Origin of the sequence: Stieleria neptunia, from assembly GCF_007754155.1 — a bacterium.
Classification (GTDB): Bacteria; Planctomycetota; Planctomycetia; order Pirellulales; family Pirellulaceae; genus Stieleria; species Stieleria neptunia.
Map to the genome: position 1 here is coordinate 10,107,585 of NZ_CP037423.1, position 22,218 is coordinate 10,129,802.

At 53.6% G+C, this 22,218-nt stretch carries 17 protein-coding genes; 12 read left to right on the forward strand and 5 right to left on the reverse strand.

Annotation, left to right across the window (positions count from 1 at the left end; genetic code table 11):
• Window positions 1-514: 514 nt before the first annotated feature.
• From Enr13x_RS34815 to Enr13x_RS34830, 4 genes are all read left to right on the forward strand, one after another.
• Window positions 515-1,780 carry a peroxidase family protein gene (locus tag Enr13x_RS34815; RefSeq protein WP_197455581.1) on the forward strand — a complete coding sequence of 422 codons (1,266 nt, stop codon included), beginning with the start codon at window positions 515-517 and terminating at the stop codon, window positions 1,778-1,780.
• Window positions 1,781-2,156: 376 nt separating this feature from the next.
• Window positions 2,157-4,058, forward strand: coding sequence for an RHS repeat-associated core domain-containing protein (locus Enr13x_RS34820; RefSeq protein ID WP_145391533.1), 1,902 nt, complete (start codon window positions 2,157-2,159; stop codon window positions 4,056-4,058).
• A 13-nt stretch (window positions 4,059-4,071) separates the two neighbouring features.
• Entirely contained in the window at window positions 4,072-4,476 is a 405-nt protein-coding gene (locus Enr13x_RS34825) for a hypothetical protein (protein WP_145391535.1), read from the forward strand.
• A gap of 500 nt (window positions 4,477-4,976) precedes the next feature.
• Window positions 4,977-5,657, forward strand: coding sequence for a transposase (locus Enr13x_RS34830; RefSeq protein ID WP_145391536.1), 681 nt, complete (start codon window positions 4,977-4,979; stop codon window positions 5,655-5,657).
• A 315-nt stretch (window positions 5,658-5,972) separates the two neighbouring features.
• Here the strand turns inward: Enr13x_RS34830 and tnpC (Enr13x_RS34835) are convergent, their stop codons facing one another.
• Window positions 5,973-7,529 (reverse strand): IS66 family transposase, encoded by a 1,557-nt coding sequence (gene tnpC / locus Enr13x_RS34835; RefSeq protein ID WP_145385599.1) that lies wholly within the window; start codon window positions 7,527-7,529, stop codon window positions 5,973-5,975.
• A 513-nt stretch (window positions 7,530-8,042) separates the two neighbouring features.
• Window positions 8,043-9,068: an IS630 family transposase gene (locus Enr13x_RS34840; protein ID WP_145385672.1), complete on the reverse strand. Its 1,026-nt coding sequence runs from the start codon at window positions 9,066-9,068 to the stop codon at window positions 8,043-8,045.
• Between the two features lie 1,041 nt (window positions 9,069-10,109).
• Here Enr13x_RS34840 and Enr13x_RS38620 point away from each other — a divergent pair.
• The 3 genes from Enr13x_RS38620 (at window position 10,110) to Enr13x_RS34850 (ending at window position 12,699) form a co-directional block, all read left to right on the forward strand.
• Window positions 10,110-10,271 (forward strand): hypothetical protein, encoded by a 162-nt coding sequence (locus tag Enr13x_RS38620; protein WP_197455582.1) that lies wholly within the window; start codon window positions 10,110-10,112, stop codon window positions 10,269-10,271.
• Window positions 10,272-10,330: 59 nt separating this feature from the next.
• Window positions 10,331-11,887: an IS66 family transposase gene (gene tnpC, locus Enr13x_RS34845; protein ID WP_145385599.1), complete on the forward strand. Its 1,557-nt coding sequence runs from the start codon at window positions 10,331-10,333 to the stop codon at window positions 11,885-11,887.
• A gap of 341 nt (window positions 11,888-12,228) precedes the next feature.
• Entirely contained in the window at window positions 12,229-12,699 is a 471-nt protein-coding gene (locus Enr13x_RS34850; RefSeq protein WP_231744473.1) for a DUF1016 domain-containing protein, read from the forward strand.
• Between the two features lie 320 nt (window positions 12,700-13,019).
• Here Enr13x_RS34850 and Enr13x_RS34855 read toward each other — a convergent pair whose 3' ends face one another.
• A complete protein-coding gene (locus tag Enr13x_RS34855) occupies window positions 13,020-13,835 on the reverse strand; it encodes a hypothetical protein (protein ID WP_197455583.1) in 816 nt (271 codons plus the stop codon).
• Between the two features lie 425 nt (window positions 13,836-14,260).
• On the opposite strand from Enr13x_RS34855, the gene Enr13x_RS34860 reads away from it, so the two are divergent.
• The gene (locus Enr13x_RS34860) at window positions 14,261-15,847 is read left to right on the forward strand and encodes a hypothetical protein (RefSeq protein WP_145384871.1); all 1,587 of its coding nucleotides are present in this window, start codon (window positions 14,261-14,263) and stop codon (window positions 15,845-15,847) included.
• Window positions 15,848-16,261: 414 nt separating this feature from the next.
• On the opposite strand, the gene Enr13x_RS34865 is transcribed toward Enr13x_RS34860, so the two are convergent.
• Window positions 16,262-17,293 (reverse strand): DUF1573 domain-containing protein, encoded by a 1,032-nt coding sequence (locus Enr13x_RS34865; protein ID WP_197455584.1) that lies wholly within the window; start codon window positions 17,291-17,293, stop codon window positions 16,262-16,264.
• A 269-nt stretch (window positions 17,294-17,562) separates the two neighbouring features.
• Between Enr13x_RS34865 and Enr13x_RS34870 the strand changes: the two genes are divergently transcribed.
• The 3 genes from Enr13x_RS34870 to Enr13x_RS34880 all read left to right on the forward strand — a co-directional run bounded on the left by Enr13x_RS34870 (window position 17,563) and on the right by Enr13x_RS34880 (window position 20,037).
• On the forward strand, window positions 17,563-17,877 hold the full coding sequence (locus Enr13x_RS34870; RefSeq protein ID WP_145391542.1) for a transposase: 315 nt from the start codon (window positions 17,563-17,565) through the stop codon (window positions 17,875-17,877).
• A gap of 47 nt (window positions 17,878-17,924) precedes the next feature.
• A complete protein-coding gene (locus Enr13x_RS34875) occupies window positions 17,925-18,836 on the forward strand; it encodes an IS3 family transposase (protein ID WP_145391544.1) in 912 nt (303 codons plus the stop codon).
• Window positions 18,837-19,278: 442 nt separating this feature from the next.
• Window positions 19,279-20,037, forward strand: a complete 759-nt coding sequence (locus Enr13x_RS34880; RefSeq protein WP_145391546.1) for an imm11 family protein — start codon at window positions 19,279-19,281, stop codon at window positions 20,035-20,037.
• A 154-nt stretch (window positions 20,038-20,191) separates the two neighbouring features.
• Here the strand turns inward: Enr13x_RS34880 and Enr13x_RS34885 are convergent, their stop codons facing one another.
• Window positions 20,192-21,637, reverse strand: a complete 1,446-nt coding sequence (locus Enr13x_RS34885) for an IS1380 family transposase (protein ID WP_145385855.1) — start codon at window positions 21,635-21,637, stop codon at window positions 20,192-20,194.
• Between the two features lie 224 nt (window positions 21,638-21,861).
• Between Enr13x_RS34885 and Enr13x_RS38625 the strand changes: the two genes are divergently transcribed.
• Window positions 21,862-22,086 (forward strand): hypothetical protein, encoded by a 225-nt coding sequence (locus Enr13x_RS38625; protein ID WP_197455586.1) that lies wholly within the window; start codon window positions 21,862-21,864, stop codon window positions 22,084-22,086.
• Window positions 22,087-22,218: the final 132 nt, after the last annotated feature.

Here is a 22,218-nt window from a genome sequence, read left to right on the forward strand (position 1 = left end):
CAGCAGCCTTCGAACGGGTCCTTCGGAAGCCTCTGCAATTGGAACGGCGGGCACTGTAACGGCGGGCACTGTGGGGGGTGAATCTTGCCCGCTGGCCGTTGCCGCGACTGCGCGGATGGATCAAACGGGTGAACGAACCGGTGCGTGAAATGGAACGGGAACGATTTTTTGCGCCCGCGACGACCTCGAAAGGACGTCGTACAACGATTTCGGATTTCATTTGGAGCAGAAAAAGCACGTCAACCAGGCGTCGCTAGTTGGCTCTGATGTGCGGTTACAAAATTCGCCGAATGTTTGACGGGGGGTGCTGACACCCTTACGATTGGCTCGAAGCGTTTCCCGTCACCAAACAACCAGAGCCACCATCATGCCCTGTCCAGTATCGCATCACGGAATGACCTCGGGGCGTGGGTGCGCCCAACGGGCCCTTGGCCGTTTTGGCCGTCTGTTTGATTTGAGCCCTTCGTATGTTTCCGACGAAGCCCTCCAGGCGTTAGGAAAACCCGGTGGATTGATGCATGAACGAGGCAGTGCGAAGTCGAGCGACAGTGGAATTCCGGCTGCATACACGTTCTTTGCCCAGTTCGTTGATCACGATATCACACTGGACACGACGTCCCAGCTAAACAGCACGCAGGTACAAGACGCAGCGAGCCTGCCAAATCTGCGATCGCCCAATCTCGACCTCGACTGTGTGTACGCCTTTGGTCCCGAAGCTTCGCCGTATCTCTACGATGGAACGGGACGCTTGTTGGTTGGGAACGCACAAAATCCCAACGATGTGGCCCGCGTCGTCACCGGCGAAATGTCAGGTAACGTTGAGATCGGTCGCGCATTGATTGGTGACCCTCGCAACGACGAAAACCTATTCGTCAGCCAGCTTCAATTTGCGTTTCATTTGTTTCACAACCGATTGATGGACAATGGGAATCGCCGCTTTGAGGAGGTTCAGCGACAGGCGCGTTTTCACTACCAATACATCGTGCTGCATGACTTTCTCAGACGCGTGTGCGACCCGAGTGTTTACCGCTTTGCGATTGAACGTCTGTATCGACGTGAGCCACCCCTCTTTTACTCTCGCGACGAGAACGGTGACCTTCCGATGCCGGTTGAGTTCAGTGTTGCGGCCTATCGCTTTGGTCACAGCCTGGTGCGTTCTGCCTACAAGCCAAACACGAAGCAAAAGACGATCGGCTTGTTCGACGAACAGTTCGGCACACTTGGTTTCAGTGCAGTCCCTGAGAAACTGACAGTGGAATGGAAGTTTCTCTTTGAAAAGGGAACGACAAACCGGAGCCGCAAGATCGACGAACTGCTCACCGATGAACTGTTGCATTTGCCCGGGCCGGTCGTTGAAGACCCTGATGAGCTAAACCATTCACTCCCGTTTCGGAATTTGGTTCGTGGCCGAAGTCTCGGTCTGCCGTCGGGGCAAGACGTTGCACGACAGATTGCCGACACCGACTATCCCGTCGAATCAATCGACTTGAAATTAGAAAGCGTCCATGGGTGGAAAGGGCTTCCGCCCGCGATTCGGGAGGAGATCCGCGAAACGACGCCGTTGTTTTTCTACATCCTGAGAGAATCCAACGTTGTTCACAAGGGAGCGCACCTGGGCCCCGTTGGCAGCGCGATTCTGATGGAGGTCTTCAGCGGAGTGCTTTCACTATGCACCGACTCCTTCTTATCTGAACGAGGATGGTCGCCATCGGAAGAAGTTGTCGGCACCGACCACCGACTGACTCTGGCCGATGTACTGCGATACGTTGGCCGGTACTGATCGCTCCGTCTCGAACCGTCTCGAACCGCTCGTTTTCAAATCGCTCGCCCGTGCCCTCTCGCCATAGCGCGGATCCACTTGAATGTGACGCCGGGAAACCCCCGCGATGCGACGGTGCCCGCTGGCTGGCCGACCAGCTTCACTGCCATTCAGCGCGCCCGGACGGATCGAAACGACGGCACGAAAACACAACCGCGAGTCGCCCCTGCGGAAGCGAGATCGACCACGCACGTCAACCTAAACTGCCAAAAAGGCTCCTGACCCTTTTTGCTCACGCGTCGGCCGAGTCGTCCGTCAAAACGACCTTTACACGAACGGTACCGGCACGACGTACCGCACGACGAATCGAGCCTTTGAATACGATCAGGCCGGCCAATTGGAACAGGTCAGCGAAACGATCGACGCCGGAACCACGCTGGTTCGTGATTACACGAACGGCCAAAGTAGTACCAGCGCAGATTGGACGATCAGCGCCGACAATCGGCTCGACCAAGATGACTCGTATGACTACATCTACGACAACGAAGGCCGCCTGACGAAGCGAACGTCGCGTTTGACGCCGTCACTCGGAGCTTTTGACGAGTTCACTTGGGATCCGGCCGGACGATTGATCACGGTTGCCCGCTACGATACCACTGCGGCGATTATCAAAACGATCGAATATGGCTACGACGCCAACGGTCTGATGAGCGGTCGTAGAGTCATGGACGCCAGCGGCGCGGTCACGTCCGAGACCGGCTACTTGCATGACGGTCTACAGCGAATCGCCGAATTGGACCTCACCGGGACGGATGCAAAGATCACCGAGTTGTACCTGCACGGCACACAACCCAACGAGATCGTTGCCACCGACGTGCTCGAAAGCGGAGCCTTCGACACGGTCTGGGGCTACACCGATGCGCTCGGCAGCCTGACCACGGTCGCCAGCAAGGCATCCGGGGATTGGAAAGTCGTCCACAACGTGACCAGCGAATACGGCGGCAACCGCGAGAAACTCGGCGACGACACCGAAGCGGCGCTGACCTCCACGGCGATCTGGGCCGGCCACCACGTCGACCCCGACACCGGCCTGATCGAAGCCAAAGCCCGCTGGTTCGACCCCACCACCGGCCGGTTCATCAGCCAAGACCCGATTGGATTCGCCGCGGGCGATGCGAACCTGTATCGGTATGTCGGAAATGGGCCGGGGAATTCGGTGGATCCTAATGGTTTGGAAGAACAGACGCAGGATCAAACAGACAAATTGCTAGCGAAACGATTTAATCTTCGACCGCTACCTCAGTATTACAAAGCTTATGATTCAGGCAGTTTTGACTCATATAGTTTTGATGAATTACGGCGGGCCAGAGCAGAGGTACTTGCATACTACTACGCACTTGAGTCTATCAGTCGTCACCACTATTACTCGACAAAGCACTTTGCCCGCAATTCCTCAGGAACCCCAGAGGCCCGAAAGAATGCGCAGGAACTGACGAAATATCTGGCAGGGAAGAAAAGTCTTCTGAAGGATATTGAAGACAACATTGCTGACACACATGCCGCCAAATGGAGCGACTACTACGAAGACAGGTTCGACCCACTTGTTGCAAAACGTGGTAACCATCGTGCTGCCCGCGCGAATTCGCTACGCCGAAGACATTCTATTGTCGAGTCGGAGATTGGGGCAAAGCCACGAGCTTCGATTTTAGACCAACGTGTCGACGATCTCCAAGAAGCGATTGCGATGGAGCTTGCAACGCTTGGTTTTGGAACGCTTGCACGTGGTTTAAAAGGATTGCATTATGTAGATGATCTAGGTACAATTGCCCCAAACAGGCTAGCGACGGGAGCCGGGTACGTGGACGTTCCTGATCCAGGGGCCGTAGCCCGTTACGGTCGAATTGTCGATTCACTCGATGATGCAACGATTAGTCAGCTTTCGCGGCACGCGAACGTACCTGAAAATGTCATTCGTAGCGTGAAGTCGCACCTCTTTGAAACGGTGCATCCGATCCAGACGGCTCCAGGTGTTGTGAGGCGTGGTCGTTTTACCCCGATGAATGAGATCGCGGACGTTTGGGAATCCGCGCTTCGTGGCGAAGGCAGAGATGCATTCCGAAATCTGCTTGGGCACGAATACTTGGAAAGCACGCTGATGAAGCACGGTGGGCTTCCATTCAGGCCACCAGGCAATCCATCTGGAATGGGAGTTAGCGCTCATAACTTGTCTCCCAACCCGTGGTCTGGAGAGCTTGGGCCAGGGCAGCTCAGGTTGTGGGATGAGTTCTTTTCGCAATAGTTGAGGAAGTGAAATGGCATTACTAGAAGCAGATGCGGCAATGTCGGCTCTTGAGTCAGCGAAGCCGTTTGATTACGACAAGGCGAATCTTTACCAGTCGAAGTTGCGACAGTACGTCGACGAAAAGAATTCGTTGTTTCCTGACCGACCTGTGCTGTTCGATGTAACGGATGGAAGTGTGACGCTTCCGGATAAACTGGCTGATCGTATTGAAGCTTGGATGGTGGAGCACCCGGAGTATTCGCCGTTTGTACGAACGTTTGCCAAGTACTATTTAGCCAGCGTGTTGGCTGACAGCCGGCATTCTTCGATGTATCGTCACATCGCCGAGTGTGTTATCGAAGGTGGTGACTTCTACATTGAAACAGGAATGTTCTATCTTCGTGATGCAGCAGCCGTTTCAGCAACTGTGGGTTAATCGCCGCGACAAACGATGTGACCGAAGCGATTGATTGACCAGTCGCGGCGAAACCGCGGTTGATGTTCCAACTGAAACCGACGGCCAAACGACTTTCTATCGGGACGGACTTGCAAGCCGTCGGAACCACAACGCGGCTTGATGACCGCTTGCGTCTTCCGGGAGCCGAAGGCGACCGTAGCGACGCACACGAAGTGCGTCGCAATCTTCGGCAGGAAGCCGCCACGCGCAACTTAGAGCGCACTCGCCGAAGGCAGGCGGGCCCGGATGGCCCGCCAATGAGCTAGCCCGGTGGCAGGACGCCGCCCGGCGGAACGCGACACGAAGCGGCGAATCGTCGTTGATCTCTCCAGTGGTTCAAAGGTCGGATCACCGAAAGACGTTGCCAACCGATTGAAGTAGCGCTGATGAGAAAAAGGGTCAGGAGCCTTTTTGGTTGACTGGGCAAAGATGAGGTGGTAGCTTTCGGTCTTCCTTTGGAAACTTGGAGGGGCCCGAACATGCCAAGACCACCCCGGGCGGATGTTGCCGGTGAGATCTATCACGCACTCAATCGCGGCAATGGTCGGCAAACGATCTTTCACAAAGATGAAGACTACGTCGCCTTTGAACGCGTCCTTGATGAAGGGTTGGCGAAGTATCCGGTCGATTTGATCGCGTATCAGTGGATGCCCAATCATTGGCACATGGTGCTCTCGCCGCGCGAAGATGGTGCGATGAGCCGACTGATGTATTGGGTGACGATGACGCACACGGCGCGTTACCACGCCCACTATCACACCACCGGAAACGGCCACCTCTACCAAGGCCGGTTTAAGAGTTTCCCCATCCAGAGCGATGAGCACTTCTTGGTCGCCTGCCGGTACGTCGAGCGAAACGCATTCGCGGCCGGCTTGGTCACCGCAGCCGAAGACTGGCGATTCGGGAGTCTGTACAATTGGAGCGGCGGACACTGCGGGGTGAAGCTTGCCCGTTGGCCGCTACCGCGGTTGCCCGGATGGATCAAACGGGTCAACGAACCTGTGAGCGAGAAAGAACGGGAGCGACTGCAACGAGCGATCGCGCGCAGTCAGCCCTTCGGCGAGCCCGGGTGGGTCGAAACGACGGCCCGGAAATACAACCTCGAGTCGACCCTCCGCAAACGCGGCCGACCACGCAAGTTACCCCAAACTGCCAAATAGGCTCCTGACCCTTTTTCTCATCTGATGAACTGTTGTAACAGTTTAGTTGAATGACCTGGGGGACGGTGGTGTCGGACCATCGCTCGAACTGCGCATCGCCGAAGGATTGGATTCAGCTCTCCCCGCAGTCTGTCATGGGGCGTGCCGATTGGTTTACCATCAGCGCAGCATTCAACGTCGTTTCACCGGAATCGTCCAGCGAACGTGACTACAGGTGAGTCGCTCGGCTGAGAATTTCGCTCGCTGCTTCTTCCGGAGTCGCAGCTTGTCTCTTCCTATGAAGAGGCGACACGATCGCCTGCACCGGCGTAGCCGCTACGCCGGTGCATAAAGCGAACGCAGTACTTCGTCCGGAGGTCGCGTGAAAAGACCGTAGTAGATGTCGCTGGCACGGTGCCCATGACGCCGCGCTGTCTCTGCAACGCTCATCAGATCTGCCATCCGCTCACCACCTTCCCGACTTCGGCTGCCGAAGCAGATCTTGCGCAACACGACTAGTGGGCGAATAGCACGTTCTGCAAGGTTGTTCGTCGGCGAAACTCGTGGATCGTCGATGAACACCAACCACTCTGAGAGGTGACGAAGAATTCGCCCTTGAAGTTGGATCGCTTTTTCGTCTTCGACATCAGTCAACGAAAGGCGTTCCAATTCGTTTCGCAGCCACAAGATCTCAGACTCAAGTGCAGCTCCTTTTAGCTTACCGGCTTTTCGTCGGCGGTGGAGGCGAGTACCGCGTTGGACGAATTGCTTGACATCTTCGAAGAACTGATAGTCGGCTGATACCGGAGCAACGAGCTTTTGCCAATCACGCGAGGTTCGAGCAAGATGTGCCAAACATTTTTGCTTCGCGCCAGCGACCTGAGCATTGTAGCCACCGTAGCAGTCCGTTACCAAAGTGCCGCAAAAGTCAGGGCCAAGAACGTCGCGTGAAACGAACCCCGCACGCGTCGTTTCAAAAGTGAAATGGATGAACTGTTCGTTGCCGTGTACCCAAAAGTAGGCGCGATCGCCGTCTAAGGTCCAGTAGGTTTCATCCGCATAGACTGGCCCGTCAGTGCTGGCAAGCTTCTTGGCGATATCGTCGACAACCGGTTCGGCAAGCTTCGCAAGAGCCTTTTCGAAACCGATCAGTGCTGCCGCTGTGAACGTGATTCCAAATAACTCTTCAATCGCTCGTGGGACCTTGCGGTAGGTAATGCCAATGACATTGCGGAGATAGATCGCCTTGCTGCGCAACCCTGGTCCTATGCGACTTCCCAGAACCTCTCCCGGACCAGCTTTTTGCACAAGCGTATCACAGGCGATGCATTTGGCGACCACATGACGATAGAGCACGACGCGGAACTGTCCATCAACAATATCTTCCTGCAGGTGCTCCAATGGATCGGCATCCAACAAAATGACTTGGCGACTCGCGCAGCAGGGGCAGACTCGAGGAGCCTTGACATCAATGTCCCAATCGTACTCTTGGGGAGTCTTTCGAAACCATCCTGGATGACCTACCGGGGCGCCGCGTTTAGCTTTGCGACCCGAATCATCTTGGTTGGCCTCTTGCAATTCCGGTTTCGCATCGTCGTCAGACTGCTCATTGGTTGCAAACTTGTTCTGCCGCTCAATCTTCAATTCAAGTTTGACGCGTTCCAGTTGCTCTTGGAGGCTGACGACGTCGCTGAGCAATTCGCTGTTACGCTTTTCGAGCAATCGAATCTGGCGAAGCGATGATTCTCGGGTGTCCTCGCTTTGATTAGCTACCATCGCAACAGAAATCACCGAGGCGCCACCAAGATGCGGGCAATTCCCTACATTGGGGCAAGCGTGCTCGTGGTTGGGATAGATTGGAATAGACATTTCGCGGCAATCCTCGATTGCCACCAATTTATCCCGCCGCCCCAAAATCGACCAATAGCAGTTCCAAGAGGACTAAACTGTTACGAACTGTTCACGGAATTTGATCACGGATACTGACGCCACCTTTTTGAAGATTTAGGCTGAATTGAATGAACGACGTGCAGAATGCCGTTTGGGGCCCAGATTGTTTTGACAATATGCAGGCGCACGCATTTGCGGATGATGTAATTCGATCGCAAAGACCGTGGAATACAATCAACAAGTGTGTCAAGAGCAAGGAGGCGTCTCTGCGGCATTATCAAAAATTGGCAGCTGCGGCAGCGATTACAGCAGGAACTGTTGGATACTACAAATGTGTTCGCAATTGCCCCCAAGTTGGAGACTGGTTGCTTTCATCACCACAAGACTTTTCGGCCAAACAGATTGACAGTGTTGCCGGTGCGATCGACCGAATCGCTAGCGTCTCAAAAGAACCAAAGCAGAGTCGCAAACATCCCAAGCATATCGTGAACGAATGGCTAAGCACGTCAGCACGAGTTATTCGGCATAACTTTCAAGTGATGGCATGTAGGTTACCTCACCGATTTCGCATAGCTTCGTCGTCAGCGTTTGTAACAAGGTTTTGAATCGTTCCCAGGCCGTGGCGGGCATTTGTTGATACTTTAGTTGCCTCCATAGTCGCTCGATCGAATTCAGTTCGGGACTATACGGCGGAAGATGATAAACCAGCAGCCCACGCTCTGCCCAGCGTTCGATCGATGCTTCAAAAGCTCCGCTGGTGTGGCAAGATGCATTGTCGAGGATGACCACCGTTGTTTGGTCAATCGTCTCACAAAAATCATCCATGATTTCAATGACCGTTTGCGTGTTGACGTACCCTTTGTGAAGATAGGTATGGGTGGTTCCATCTTGATGCTCAAAGCCAAGTGCCTGAACCGTCGCCCCATGGGCGCCGGTGACTGGCACATCGGTCCGTTCGCCGATGGGAAGCCATCCGTATGGCACCACGCCCTTAAGCGAAAATCCCGCTTCGTCAAAGTATACGACATCCAGTTCAGGTTCATTGAGCAACTCGGCGAGTTCCTCTTGAGCCAACCGGAAAGCCTTTTCGTCTCGTTTTTTCCGCAGGCTGCGCCGAAACCGCTTCCAGCTCAAATTGAATCGTCGGGCGTAACGACGCAGCGAATGTCGGCTGATCGATTTGCCGGTCCGTGTTCGCAAACGCGACAGGACTGTGGCAGGCCGGGAGGGAAATTGCCGCAACAAATCTTTGAGGATTTGCTCTTCCTGTTCATTGAGCTTCCTCGGTCCGCCTGGTCGCTTTTCGTCCAGCAGGGCGTCTGGTCCGTCTTGTTCAAAGTGTTTGATCCAAGCTCGCACGCTGTCTCTACTGACACTAAGAATATCGACGATCTGCTCAATTTCGTATTGAGCATCGCTCAGAAGAATCGCGTGTGCCCGTATTCGTGTGTAATGGTTTGGATGCTGTTTCCAAAGCTCAATCAGACGGTCACGTTGCTGCTGGTTCGTGATTTTCGCGAAAACGGTTGCAGGTCTTGCCATGGTAAGTCTCCCGTGATTGTCGGGAGGCACCGACCTTGCCAGGCCCGTCCGACGACCGGACAATTAGCTAGCAAAAGAACGAACCGCGCCCATCGTGACAAACCTGCAAAAGCCTTGCCAATTTCCATGAACTACACATGCTCACGTGCTTAGCGAATACAGCAGAAATCAAGCAACTTCTCCGTTCTGGGGTAAAAGTGGATGCCAAACAACCACAAGCCATATCATTTGCGAGGACGAAAAAACTTGTTTCGCAGGCGATCGACGGCCGAGAACCCGGGGAGGTGATGCGCATGCATAGGAGCAAGAGCCATACCGGTTATGACAGGTATCATATAGGCTTGGCGTATACGGATGCACCAACAACCATCGAGATAATTCAATGTCGGTCGGTTGTTAGTTTGCAGATCTCGTTTCCCCGGAAAGCCGATATACAACCAATGGTTTTGCCGCTAAAGCTCATGCTACGTTCGTGGGCCAAATCGCTCGTTCGCTTGGAGATTGGAGTCCCTAATACAGCTTTTTATGCAGATATTTTGAGCGACTGCCGTGAAGAACTTGCGTTCTTGCCAAATCTCAAGTTCTTGACCACACGGAGAGTTATCTTCCGAGATGACGACGTGAGTGCGGTGTGCAAGAACACAAATTTGGAATTGCTCTCTATTAGTGGTTGCCGGGACCTAACTGATAAGGCCTTACGAACAATCAAGAAGCTTGATTTACTTAAGTCAGTAGGTATCTCCGATTCGAAAATCACGGAAACACAGTGTTTTCGGTTTAAGAAAGCTCGGCCAAACACCGGCCTAAGCCTTGACGGATATCCTTACGAATTATGACCACCGGAAGAGAAAAGGGGACGGAAGAGAAAAGGGGACGCGGGTCTTTTTGGGCGTCGTTGCGTGTGATATGCTCTCCCGGATGAGAAAAAGGGTCAGGACGAGAAAAAGGACGAGAAAAAGGGTCAGGAGCCTTTTTGGTTGACTGGGTAGTTTGTGGGTGTTAGCTTGGCGGCTTTGGAGCCAATGTTTGAGGCCCTTTCGGATGCCCAGACCGCCTCGTGCTGATGTTGCCGGTGCAATTTACCACGTGCTGAACCGTGGTAATGGACGCCAGACGCTGTTTCACAAAGACGCCGACTACGAAGCGTTTGAGCGTGTCCTGCATGAAGGACTCGAAAAGCACCCCGTTGACCTGCTTGCCTAGTAACAGTTTAGTCCTCTTGGAACTGCTATTGGTCGATTTTGGGGCGGCGGGATAAATTGGTGGCAATCGAGGATTGCCGCGAAATGTCTATTCCAATCTATCCCAACCACGAGCACGCTTGCCCCAATGTAGGGAATTGCCCGCATCTTGGTGGCGCCTCGGTGATTTCTGTTGCGATGGTAGCTAATCAAAGCGAGGACACCCGAGAATCATCGCTTCGCCAGATTCGATTGCTCGAAAAGCGTAACAGCGAATTGCTCAGCGACGTCGTCAGCCTCCAAGAGCAACTGGAACGCGTCAAACTTGAATTGAAGATTGAGCGGCAGAACAAGTTTGCAACCAATGAGCAGTCTGACGACGATGCGAAACCGGAATTGCAAGAGGCCAACCAAGATGATTCGGGTCGCAAAGCTAAACGCGGCGCCCCGGTAGGTCATCCAGGATGGTTTCGAAAGACTCCCCAAGAGTACGATTGGGACATTGATGTCAAGGCTCCTCGAGTCTGCCCCTGCTGCGCGAGTCGCCAAGTCATTTTGTTGGATGCCGATCCATTGGAGCACCTGCAGGAAGATATTGTTGATGGACAGTTCCGCGTCGTGCTCTATCGTCATGTGGTCGCCAAATGCATCGCCTGTGATACGCTTGTGCAAAAAGCTGGTCCGGGAGAGGTTCTGGGAAGTCGCATAGGACCAGGGTTGCGCAGCAAGGCGATCTATCTCCGCAATGTCATTGGCATTACCTACCGCAAGGTCCCACGAGCGATTGAAGAGTTATTTGGAATCACGTTCACAGCGGCAGCACTGATCGGTTTCGAAAAGGCTCTTGCGAAGCTTGCCGAACCGGTTGTCGACGATATCGCCAAGAAGCTTGCCAGCACTGACGGGCCAGTCTATGCGGATGAAACCTACTGGACCTTAGACGGCGATCGCGCCTACTTTTGGGTACACGGCAACGAACAGTTCATCCATTTCACTTTTGAAACGACGCGTGCGGGGTTCGTTTCACGCGACGTTCTTGGCCCTGACTTTTGCGGCACTTTGGTAACGGACTGCTACGGTGGCTACAATGCTCAGGTCGCTGGCGCGAAGCAAAAATGTTTGGCACATCTTGCTCGAACCTCGCGTGATTGGCAAAAGCTCGTTGCTCCGGTATCAGCCGACTATCAGTTCTTCGAAGATGTCAAGCAATTCGTCCAACGCGGTACTCGCCTCCACCGCCGACGAAAAGCCGGTAAGCTAAAAGGAGCTGCACTTGAGTCTGAGATCTTGTGGCTGCGAAACGAATTGGAACGCCTTTCGTTGACTGATGTCGAAGACGAAAAAGCGATCCAACTTCAAGGGCGAATTCTTCGTCACCTCTCAGAGTGGTTGGTGTTCATCGACGATCCACGAGTTTCGCCGACGAACAACCTTGCAGAACGTGCTATTCGCCCACTAGTCGTGTTGCGCAAGATCTGCTTCGGCAGCCGAAGTCGGGAAGGTGGTGAGCGGATGGCAGATCTGATGAGCGTTGCAGAGACAGCGCGGCGTCATGGGCACCGTGCCAGCGACATCTACTACGGTCTTTTCACGCGACCTCCGGACGAAGTACTGCGTTCGCTTTATGCACCGGCGTAGCGGCTACGCCGGTGCAGGCGATCGTGTCGCCTCTTCATAGGAAGAGACAAGCTGCGACTCCGGAAGAAGCAGCGAGCGAAATTCTCAGCCGAGCGACTCACCTGTAGTCACGTTCGCTGGACGATTCCGGTGAAACGACGTTGAATGCTGCGCTGATGGTAAACCAATCGGCACGCCCCATGACAGACTGCGGGGAGAGCTGAATCCAATCCTTCGGCGATGCGCAGTTCGAGCGATGGTCCGACACCACCGTCCCCCAGGTCATTCAACTAAACTGTTACCCCGAGAGTGATCTCGCCCGGCAGCTGCTCCGCGACCCGTACAACTTTGATTTCCTGACCCTGACTGAGCGGCACAACGAACGGGAACTGGAGGACGGCCTGATCGAGCACCTGACTAAATTTCTGCTCGAACTGGGCGCCGGTTTTGCCTTCGTCGGCCGGCAATACAAAATTACCGTCGACGGCGACGAGTACAGCATCGACCTGCTGTTCTACCACCTACGGCTGCACTGCTACGTCGTGATCGAGCTGAAGGTAGAAAAGTTCAAACCCGAGTACGCCGGGAAACTAAACTTCTACGTCTCGGCGGTCGACAGCCAAGTCCGCACCGACACCGACGGCCCGACGATCGGCATCCTGATCTGCAAATCCAAGAGTGACATCAAAGTCGAGTACTCCCTCCGCGACCTCACCAAACCCATCGGAGTCAGCGAGTACCAAATCACCGAAAACCTCCCCGAACAGTTCAGATCTTCGATCCCCAGCATCGAGCAAATTGAAGCAGAACTGGGCGGTTGGGACGATGAGTGAGGTCATATTGCTGTGTGGTAAATCTGAAGGTCCGGTCAACGAACAGGACACAAGCTGTCCTTTCCGTCAAAAAATAATCACCGGCGTCGGCCGCCGGAGCATCGAAACTCGCGTCGGTCACTCGCACCGAACGCGATTGGTGGATTTCAATGGATGCTGAGATTTGTCCACCCTCAGCCACTTGAACTGTGACGGAATTGCGTTCGGTGTCAGCGACCACTGTCAAAAGATTTTCACCGCATTGGCGTTTGGAGCTGAGTCCGCCGAATGTTCATTAGCCGCACAGCGCATTTCATGGGGTATGCAGAGTGCGATTGTAGCTAACGCGTTTGAACTCTTGCCGACTTACGCGCGTGTATCTCTCTCCATTCATCGAATGTCAACTCCCAGTCTTCGTCGAACTGCGAACGAATGCTTTCGAGCCAATCAGTGTCCGCTGCTTCAGGCACTTGCCCATCCGTAGGATCCCGCCACACGAGATACGCGTCGATCTCCGTACTTTCTGATCCGTTAAACGATATTCCGTGGAAACGCGTCGGTACCAGCACATCGCCGTCGGCGTGACCCGGGAACTCCTCCCAGAGTATTTCCTGATCCATTATCATCTGCCTTGCTTGCGCCCCACTTTGAGTCTTGACTGGCAAAAATCGTAGAATTCTAACTGGCAGGAAATTGACTTTCGGATGGAAGATGATCTCCATTCTTTGCTTGTACAGCGTCCATCTGCTCAGAAGAGATCCGTCCTTCATCCATTCGGCGTCATCCAGGTCGATATGCCTCAACAAGAACGAGACATATCGTTTGTCCACATCACCGAAGTATCGGTCCGGATGCCCGGAAACCGGCAAGAAATATGGTTCGAAACGCGGCCAAAGATAGGGGATGGTCGAATCTTCGCGTTTAGTATCGACCGCCTCATCTGACATTGATACACCCGGACCCGTACTCTTTACTCCAAGCCTATGATAGCGCCTGGAATTTCTTTGGAGCACCTGCTCCCAACTCCCACCGTCCGACAAACCGCCAATCGGGGATGACGACTTTTTTGTTGCAAAAAGAAAATCCTCCGATTTCGTCGAATACGCAGAGATGTTGATCTCCTCTTCTTCGAGCCCCCTCTGTTCGGCCAAGGTCATTCGAAACTGTCGCACAACAACCACTCGATCGGTAGGCAAATCCGAAAACGCGAGCTGTAAGTCGGCTAGACTTGAAAAGGCTTTCTCCTTGGGATCAGGGCGATTTAGTATCCCTGTCCCTTGTGCGTGCGAACACGTCGACAGAATCCCAACCGTGAGGACAAGGACTGCCCAACGATGAACTTCAGTTGCCATGTTTTGCCTACGGACAACCATTACTCGTGTCAAGAACTCGCACGGTCTCCTTTATTGGTACCGTCTGGGGATTGTAGCGGGTGCATTCCCATTTAGTTGACGCTTTTGCTAGCAACCCGTCGGGGGCTCGGCTGCTGTTCCTGGGTCCGGTGCTGACGGTATCTTGGGCGATTCAAGGATGATTTTCCACTCGCCTAGCAAGGATGCCGACGACAATGCAAGGACTAGACATGGGGCAAGAGAATGGTGAACGGATTGAGTCGGCCGAAGAAATGCTCGCGCTCTTTTACGCTCAGTTGGTTCCCAAAGTTACGCTCTGGAAACAACGGATCTCAGATCATCCCGAGCAACTCGCAACGCTGGAAAGAACCATCCATGATGCCTTTGCCCGCGGTGCGGACATGGTCGTCGCCGGGCTGATCTCCGCGACCATGATCGAAAAAGGTTTTGAAAAGGCATGCCAATCGAGTCGGGTCAACTTCTCAAGACCGCTTCAGAAAGGGCGCGAGACTAGGGTCGCCGTTCGTTTGCTCGGCGGCATGCTGTTCTGGGCCACAGCGCTCTACTGTGCCCCTAAGAAAAAGTTGCTTGGTCGAGACGATTCGCCCCGCGTCGGCTTGCATGTTTCGCTTGCTCAATTCGGGTTCGGCAAAGGCGTCTCGCCCGCGCTGGAGAGTCGCGTGGCACGCCAAGTGGCATTGTGTCCTTCGATCGAAGTGGCTCACCGAGAACTGGTTCGCGATGGTATCACACTTGATATCAAGGCGGTCAAACGGATCGCCTATCAATCTGGCGACGGCTTATTGCGACTACGACGGCATCGGCTCAAACTGTTTCGGCAGGGCAAGTTGGCGAGCACCGGTGAATTGGCCGGGAAACGAGTGTCGGTGCAAATTGATGGCGGAAGAATGAAAATACGCGGCAAAATGCTAACTGCATCGACTTCCAATGCGTCAAGCGATGATGTCGCTCAGGGGCAAGCTGACTCGCCCGGGCGCTCGGCAAAGAAACCTGCACGCTCGTTTGAAGCGGACTGGCGGGAGCCTAAACTGATGACGATTTTTGTTCACGACGAGCAGGGGCGGATGGTGAAGGAGCATGAAGCGACGATCGACGGCACCCTGACTGGGCCCGACGCGATCGCCGAATTGGTTGCGATGCATCTGCATCGGCTCGGAGCCGCGGAGGCACATAGCGTGACGTTCGTCGCCGATGGCGCCCCCTGGATTTGGGATCGTATTGATCGCATCATTCAATATGCGGGACTAACGAGCGTCGTCACGCATCAGGTCTTGGACTGCTGCCATGCGGTGCATCACGTTTCCAAAGCGATTGCTTCGCTTGGGCTCGACGCAGACGTCCGCCAGGGGCTTTATCGTCAGTACCGAACGCTGCTGCGAAACGGTCAATGGCGGCGAGTGGTTGATGAGCTCGCCGGCCTAGAACGCGTCGGAAAATCGGCCACAGAACTGGAAACAGAAATCCATTACCTTTGCCGACATGGTGAAGCGGGTCGGTTGAGTTACCCTGCCTATCGTCGCAGCGGAATCCCTTGTGGTAGCGGGGCGATCGAAAGCAGCATTCGCCGCGTGATCAATTTGCGTCTGAAGAGCAATGCAATGTTTTGGAAAAGCGAAAACGCGGAGCAGATGCTTCAAGTTCGCGCTCATCTGATTCCTGATCGTTGGGATGAATCAATCGGCGAGCTGGCCGAATTCCGTCGCACCCAGGCAAGCGACAGTTGGCACTGGGAGCCTCGTCCAATGAGCTGCAAAGTTGAAGCCACTGACCAACAACTCATTTCGGCCGACGATTAACGTGATTTTTGCGTCAACAAAATGGGAATGCACCCGATTGTAGCACTATTGTTGACCGTAGTAGTTCGTACAACCGCACACGCCAATGTGAGCGCAGATGTACTCATAGTCCTGGGCTAAAGGATATCCTGAAGGCGCACCCTGTACACCGTCCCAAGCGGGATTGGAGACGTAGACGTGCTCAGGCCATAAACAAATGTGCTTGGTGGGATCGAGGGGATCTTGGATACAATTCTTGTTGGTGCAGTTGGAATTCGTGCCGGTTTGACATTATTCAGTCTGCTGGGTGAATTCGTAGCAGTTGGCGAATGCCAACGACTGCACACCAAGCACCAAAACTACCGCGATTAGCGTCACTCGCATTGACATTTTTGCACCCTCTTTTAGGAGAAAAGTGGAGTATTCGCACACCATTCATTTCGTTAAGACATTCGATCTTGCGTATGGATCTACATATACCGTGGAGATGGCCATTTGCTTGCCTTTGGCGTTTTTCCAGCGGATGAGCACTTTGTCACGGTTCTTCAGGTCGCCGGTAATCTTGTATGTATACGCACATATAAGATCGCTCATGTCCATCCGGCGAACAAGCTCAACGTCGACCCCTTTGTCGATCGTATCACACGTAAACAGCCCGTCTTTTTGTTGAATCGACGTTATGATGACAGTTCCCTGGAGTGAGTCTCCCCTCACATTGGGAACAAGGCGCTCCGGGCGAATCCGTATGCCCTCCAAATTGTATACCTTGTACGGATACGAGAAGGTTTTTCCATCGGCGGTGACTTCGAGCGTGGCAGAGATTTCAAAGGGAATTGGTGCCTTTGCATCCTTTGAAAACTCGACGAGAAAGGTGTTCGGAACCTTCGAATCGTTCACGCGAGTCAGTGACAGGCTGGGATGTGCGAAGTTCGCCGTGAAAAGCTTTGAACCAAAATTTGCAGTAACGCTGATGGGCATTCCTTTTTTTGGAAGGATCGCGATGCTTCCGTTCGGTTCCAACGAGAACCGAGGATTCACGGACCCGACAACTCGCAGGACGAGTCGCTTTGAGGATTGCAATCGAAGCGTCACGGTCTTTACAAACTTGCCATCGTCGTCTGGGACAAACCGCAGATAGAGGGTTGCTGATTCTGCGCTCGGAATCTTGAGGTCGGTGATAACCGGCGATAAACACCCGCAACTTGTTTCGATTCCGTCAATCACGATCTCCTGGTCCGAAGCATTCTTGATTGGCAGCGCGAACACGGCCAGTTTGGATTCTTCGACTTTGCCAACCGAGATCTTTCTCGAATCCGTTTTGGCAAGATCGATATCGATCGCTGAAAGTTTCTTGGTGTTCGGAGGCGGTACAAAATCTATCGCCTGGACTTGACTCGCTTGATTCTCCACTCCCAGCGCGACGACACCTATAAAAACAAGGTGCGAGAACGTAGCCGCGAAAGCCAATCCAGGACGATTGATGCATTCCCGGAAAATCTGTCTGACCGACCCGAGCCGATCGCGGAAACATAACCCCATATTTCAAACCCCGTTGCGGAGCGACTTCTACGCGTCAACACACAACTTTGTATCCGCAAGAGCCACCGTCGGCAAGAACCAAAAAATTAGAAAACGGAGGGTGCTAAACAAACTCACACAATGAACTGTTTTGCCTCAGCTGAATCTGGAGTTTGCTCCTGATCGAGTTATTCTATTGTCCGAAGGAGGACATTTCGATGACACGATCTCGACGCACGTTCACCGCCCAAGAAAAAGCCGCTGTCGTGAAGCGATACTTGGTCGACAAAATCCCCGTTTCTGACCTTTGCGACGAACTTGGGCTGCAACCCACTCAGGTCTATCAGTGGCAGAAACAGCTCTTTGAAAACGCCGAAGCCGCGTTTGCCAGGCCCGCCCGGAAACGCAAGACGGACGACCGCAAAGACAAAAAGATCGAGGCGCTTGAGGCCAAAATCTTGTTGAAAAACGAAGTCGTTGCTGAACTTCTCCAGGAGCACGTTCAGCTAAAAAAAGAACTTGGGGAGCCCTAACTGGAGCGTGGGTTCCCCATGACACGCGAGACTCCATCGTCGACTACATCAAGTACTGGTCCAGCCGGGCTGAGACGCCCGCCAAGCAGATCGTGAAATGGATCGGCATTTCGCAAAGTAAGTACTTTGACTGGAAGAAACGATACGGCAAAGTGAACGAGCACAACGGTGCCATTCCCCGCGACTTCTGGATGGAAGACTGGGAAAAGCAAGCGATTCTCAAGTTCCATCACGCCAACCCTCTGGAAGGTTATCGACGGTTGGCGTTCATGATGCTCGATGCTGATGTCGTTGCCGTAAGCCCATCAAGCGTCTACCGCGTCCTGCGAGAAGCCGGCGTGATGGACAGGTTTAATGGCAAGAAGTCCAAGAAGGGCACTGGCTTCGGTCAGCCCTCGAAACCTCACGATCACTGGCATGTGGACGTGAGTTACTTGAACATCGGTGGAACGTTCTACTTCATGTGCAGCGTGCTGGATGGCTGTTCGCGCAGTATTGTTCACTGGGAGATTCGCGAGAAAATGGAAGAGGTCGACATCGAAGTGATTCTTGAGCGAGCAAGGGAAAAACACCCCAAAGTGAAACCTCGGGTCATCACCGACAACGCCCCCCAGTTCATATCGCGTGACTTCAAGGAATTCATTCGGATTGCCGGAATGACACACGTGAAAACGTCGCCCTATTACCCGCAAAGCAATGGCAAGATCGAGCGTTACCACCGCACGATCAAAAGCGATTGCATCCGCGAGAAGTACATTGAATCGCTTGACGACGCACGTTCAATCGTGACGGAGTATGTCAGGCACTACAACGAAGTGCGTCTTCACAGTGCCATCGGGTACGTGACACCGCACACGAAACTCGCCGGAGCGGAAACGGAAGTCTTCGCTTCACGCGACCGCAAGTTAGAAACTGCACGTGAGCAACGTCGAAAGCGACTTCAGCAGGCCGCTGCTTGATTGCGGTCATTGTGAGCGCGAGATAAAATGCAACCGCTTGGTCGGAGGATAGAGCTCTGGTGAGGACCAACTCGAGCGCCGTGCCAAGTGAAACGTCGAAGGGCGGCGGCGTCTTGGGATGCCGCTACTCTTCCCTTCGATGTTTCCATAATGCGAAAAACCTTCCATCCTGGATCCATCGCCTATTCGGTTTTGGATCCCACTGTTTGACGTTTGAAACGGGGGCTCACTTCAACATGAGCCCCACTTTGCTTCCACTCCTGAATAACAGCGATCACGATCGACTCCAATTCACGCTGAACCAATACGCAGGTACACACACGGACGCCTATTTTCGACGAATGGATCAACTACTTAGTAAGGCAAAGTCTCAGACTCAGGTGAAGGCTGCATTGGGAAAACTGTGGAAAGAGATTGAGCGAGGTGACTTCGTTTAATGCCAATGACTGTCTACAAACTGGATAAAATTCTCGATCACCCGCTGTATGAAGGATTCGCGTTCGCTGATCAGGAAACCTCGTCGTTCGGGGAAGACTTCCCCGAAGATGACTTCGATCCTGTCGATTCAGACAAACTTTCGTGGAAACCACGGTCCCTGGCGAAAGATTGGAAACCTCGTACTGTCGTGGGCCGCGTACGGCCGTTCAATGATTTCCCCTGCATTGCCTTATCGATTCCAGCGTTCAGTGGTCGCGCCGTTGAAGCGATTAGGGACCTGCTCGAGGAAAATGGTGAACTGTTACCTGTTGATTTCGAGGGGCAATGTTACTTTGCCTACAACGTCACCACAAAACTGACGGACGCCCTCGATCGTAAGAAATCGAAGATCGACTGGATGCCTGGAAAGGATGCGACGGCACTGGAAGTCGAACGATACGCTTTTTCCCCTGAGAAACTGCGAGGACAGTCGATCTTCCGGCTCGCCGAGGATCCGGCAGTCATTCTGGTCACCGACGTCTTCGCGCAGCGTGTCACCGATCACGGACTGAACGGTTTTGATCTTCAGCCGGTTTGGCCGCAGAGCACTAAAGAGAATCGTAACCAGAAAACGGTCTCAGGGAAGCTTCTGGCAAGAGAGAGTGTGTTGTTTATTCTCGAAACCAAGGCGGACAAGCCGTCCGCTACAGAGAGGAAGCACTTGAAGGGCTTACTGGACGAACTAGACCTCAATCAAGCGAACGCGGGCGTTGATTTTGGATGACGGCTGTAGATTTCCGAGGCGCAGCGGGGCACGCGGGAGCACTGCTCCTTATCAAAAATTTCGCAATGTATGGTGCTCAATGTTTCGTTTCTCGGGTTAGGCGTTAGCGGCGGTACCGGAGCGTCCGGACTCCGGCTTCGTTGGTTGCGACGTGTCACGTTCGAAGCGGCATCGCAATATGGTCACTGAGCGTGAACAAATTTTCGACGCCGAGACGGTATGTCAGAATCCGCAACTTCAACTGACGCGATGAGCGGATGACTTGGGCCGGGATCTGGATCAACGATGTCAGGAACGTCGAAAACTCCATTTTGATCACGCGGTCACGGAGCCGCTTCCTCGCCTTCTTCTGACCCGGATTCCCTTTGACGCGGACCATCAGTCCACTCCAAAGCTTCAGCGTCCAGGCAAGAGAAGCGAACAACATGTACGCCCAATTGCTTTCCAGTGAATCCAGTGGCGCGGTCAATGCGTGACTCGCCTTGAGCTGGCTAATCGTGTTTTCCTGATCGCAGCGATGATTGCCGTCTCCGATCAATTCACGCGACTGCTTTTCTTGCTTTGGTTCATTGCTGATGTAGAAGAAGTACTTTTCGGTGCTGAACAGGAATTGCTGTCCGGTCGTGACGTCGATGTTTTTGCGAACAGCAACCATCCGGTAGGGACGCTTGCAGTTGCCGGGCTGATACGGAAACTCAGCGTAGCTTTCAGCACGCAGTTTTTTGTTCTCGTAGCCATTTTCTACGACGATTTGCTCTTTGTAATTCGGACGTTTTGCACGCGGATTTTTCGAAGTCGATCTTTGCCGCCGGAGCGGTTTCCATGCCGATTCGTCGAGGGAATCGGCAATTGCAGTCAGTGTTTTGTTGGCGTCATAACCAAACACAAAACGGACGCCCTGCGCGTCCCATCGATCGAGATGTTGAGTTGACGAAAAGTCTGTGTCACCACGCAACAGGATCTTTCGAAACCCGGCACTGCGACACAATTCGATCGCCCTGTCGAAGTAGAACGATGAGCCTTCACCGCTGGGACGATTGCCGCTGCGGTTGGCCAGATACAGCAACTCTTTGGTTTCCGCGAGCGTTACAACCAGTGGATGGTATCCCCACTGACCTTTGTAGTTGATTCCGACGCCCTCCTTCTTTTCACCGCAAGTCTCAACCATCGTACCATCGGCTTCAATCGTGGCCTGCTCGAAGAACGCATCGGATTGTTGCTTCCAAACCTTCTTGCGTGCCGCGTTAATTCCCTGCATCAAGAGCAGTAGCTTGAAACCATCAAAACGGCGGCAGAAGTCACCAGCGGTTGTCGGATCGGGAATCCGTTCTGCGCCGAGTGCATCCAGGTACGCCTGGTCGGTGCGGCGATGCTCTAAATGTTCGAGGCAGGTCCCCCCGGCCAATAGATTCAGGGCAATATTGAGCACGTGGTCGGCTTCGTCGTACGGCGCGTGAAGCTTAAACACTGGCGCGGACTGGTTGATGTGCTTTCGCAATCCGAGTTGCTGGACAAGCTGCATGATCATGCCGATTCCACCGCAGGAGATCGCCTCAACTTTATTGGCCAGTTCGTACTTCGCCCGCAAAGGGCGAATCATGGGCGTATGCGTCTTGCCCTTCTTCTTATCGATACGTTGCAAAAGAACTCGCTTGCGGCGCTGAAATCGACGGCGTAAATTGTCGTTCACTCGAAATCCTCTGCTGAGTGAGTGCGTTGAAGTTGTAGTTACCTCCAATACACCCGCAAAACGCCGAGGGTTTCGAGTTTTTTCAGATTTTCATCATCCAGTGTTCGCTTGATTGAGGACTAGATCAGTTCCTTTTGGCTGAAGAGAAGCTGGGGCACTACGCTGGAAGATTAGAAGGCCATGAGTTGACGGATCGACAGTATCGCCTGTTCCTCTCTTGCCCGGACGCTGGAGTGCTCGCGAGCAAGTTGCAACCTTGGATCGAGCAAGTCGATTGGGCCGGCCGTGTCGGTATGACGGTGCGCCAAGGCAGATTCGATGATCCCGACGCCAGCGAAGAACGCTATTCCATTGAATGAAAAAACGTGCGTCGCAGACTCGTAACAGTTTAGTCCTCTTGGAACTGCTATTGGTCGATTTTGGGGCGGCGGGATAAATTGGTGGCAATCGAGGATTGCCGCGAAATGTCTATTCCAATCTATCCCAACCAC

Bases quoted from the DNA above. Each gene is read 5' to 3' on its own strand.
- Enr13x_RS34885 (WP_145385855.1), bottom strand. From the start codon at position 21,637: ATGATTCGCCCTTTGCGGGCGAAGTACGAACTGGCCAATAAAGTTGAG.
- Enr13x_RS34830 (WP_145391536.1), top strand. From the start codon at position 4,977: ATGCCAAGACCACCCCGGGCGGATGTTGCCGGTGAGATCTATCACGCA.
- Enr13x_RS34860 (WP_145384871.1), top strand. From the start codon at position 14,261: ATGGGGCAAGAGAATGGTGAACGGATTGAGTCGGCCGAAGAAATGCTC.
- Enr13x_RS34880 (WP_145391546.1), top strand. From the start codon at position 19,279: ATGACTGTCTACAAACTGGATAAAATTCTCGATCACCCGCTGTATGAA.
- Enr13x_RS34815 (WP_197455581.1), top strand. From the start codon at position 515: ATGCATGAACGAGGCAGTGCGAAGTCGAGCGACAGTGGAATTCCGGCT.
- Enr13x_RS38620 (WP_197455582.1), top strand. From the start codon at position 10,110: ATGCCCAGACCGCCTCGTGCTGATGTTGCCGGTGCAATTTACCACGTG.
- Enr13x_RS34840 (WP_145385672.1), bottom strand. From the start codon at position 9,068: ATGGCAAGACCTGCAACCGTTTTCGCGAAAATCACGAACCAGCAGCAA.
- Enr13x_RS34855 (WP_197455583.1), bottom strand. From the start codon at position 13,835: ATGACCTTGGCCGAACAGAGGGGGCTCGAAGAAGAGGAGATCAACATC.
- Enr13x_RS34870 (WP_145391542.1), top strand. From the start codon at position 17,563: ATGACACGATCTCGACGCACGTTCACCGCCCAAGAAAAAGCCGCTGTC.
- Enr13x_RS34825 (WP_145391535.1), top strand. From the start codon at position 4,072: ATGGCATTACTAGAAGCAGATGCGGCAATGTCGGCTCTTGAGTCAGCG.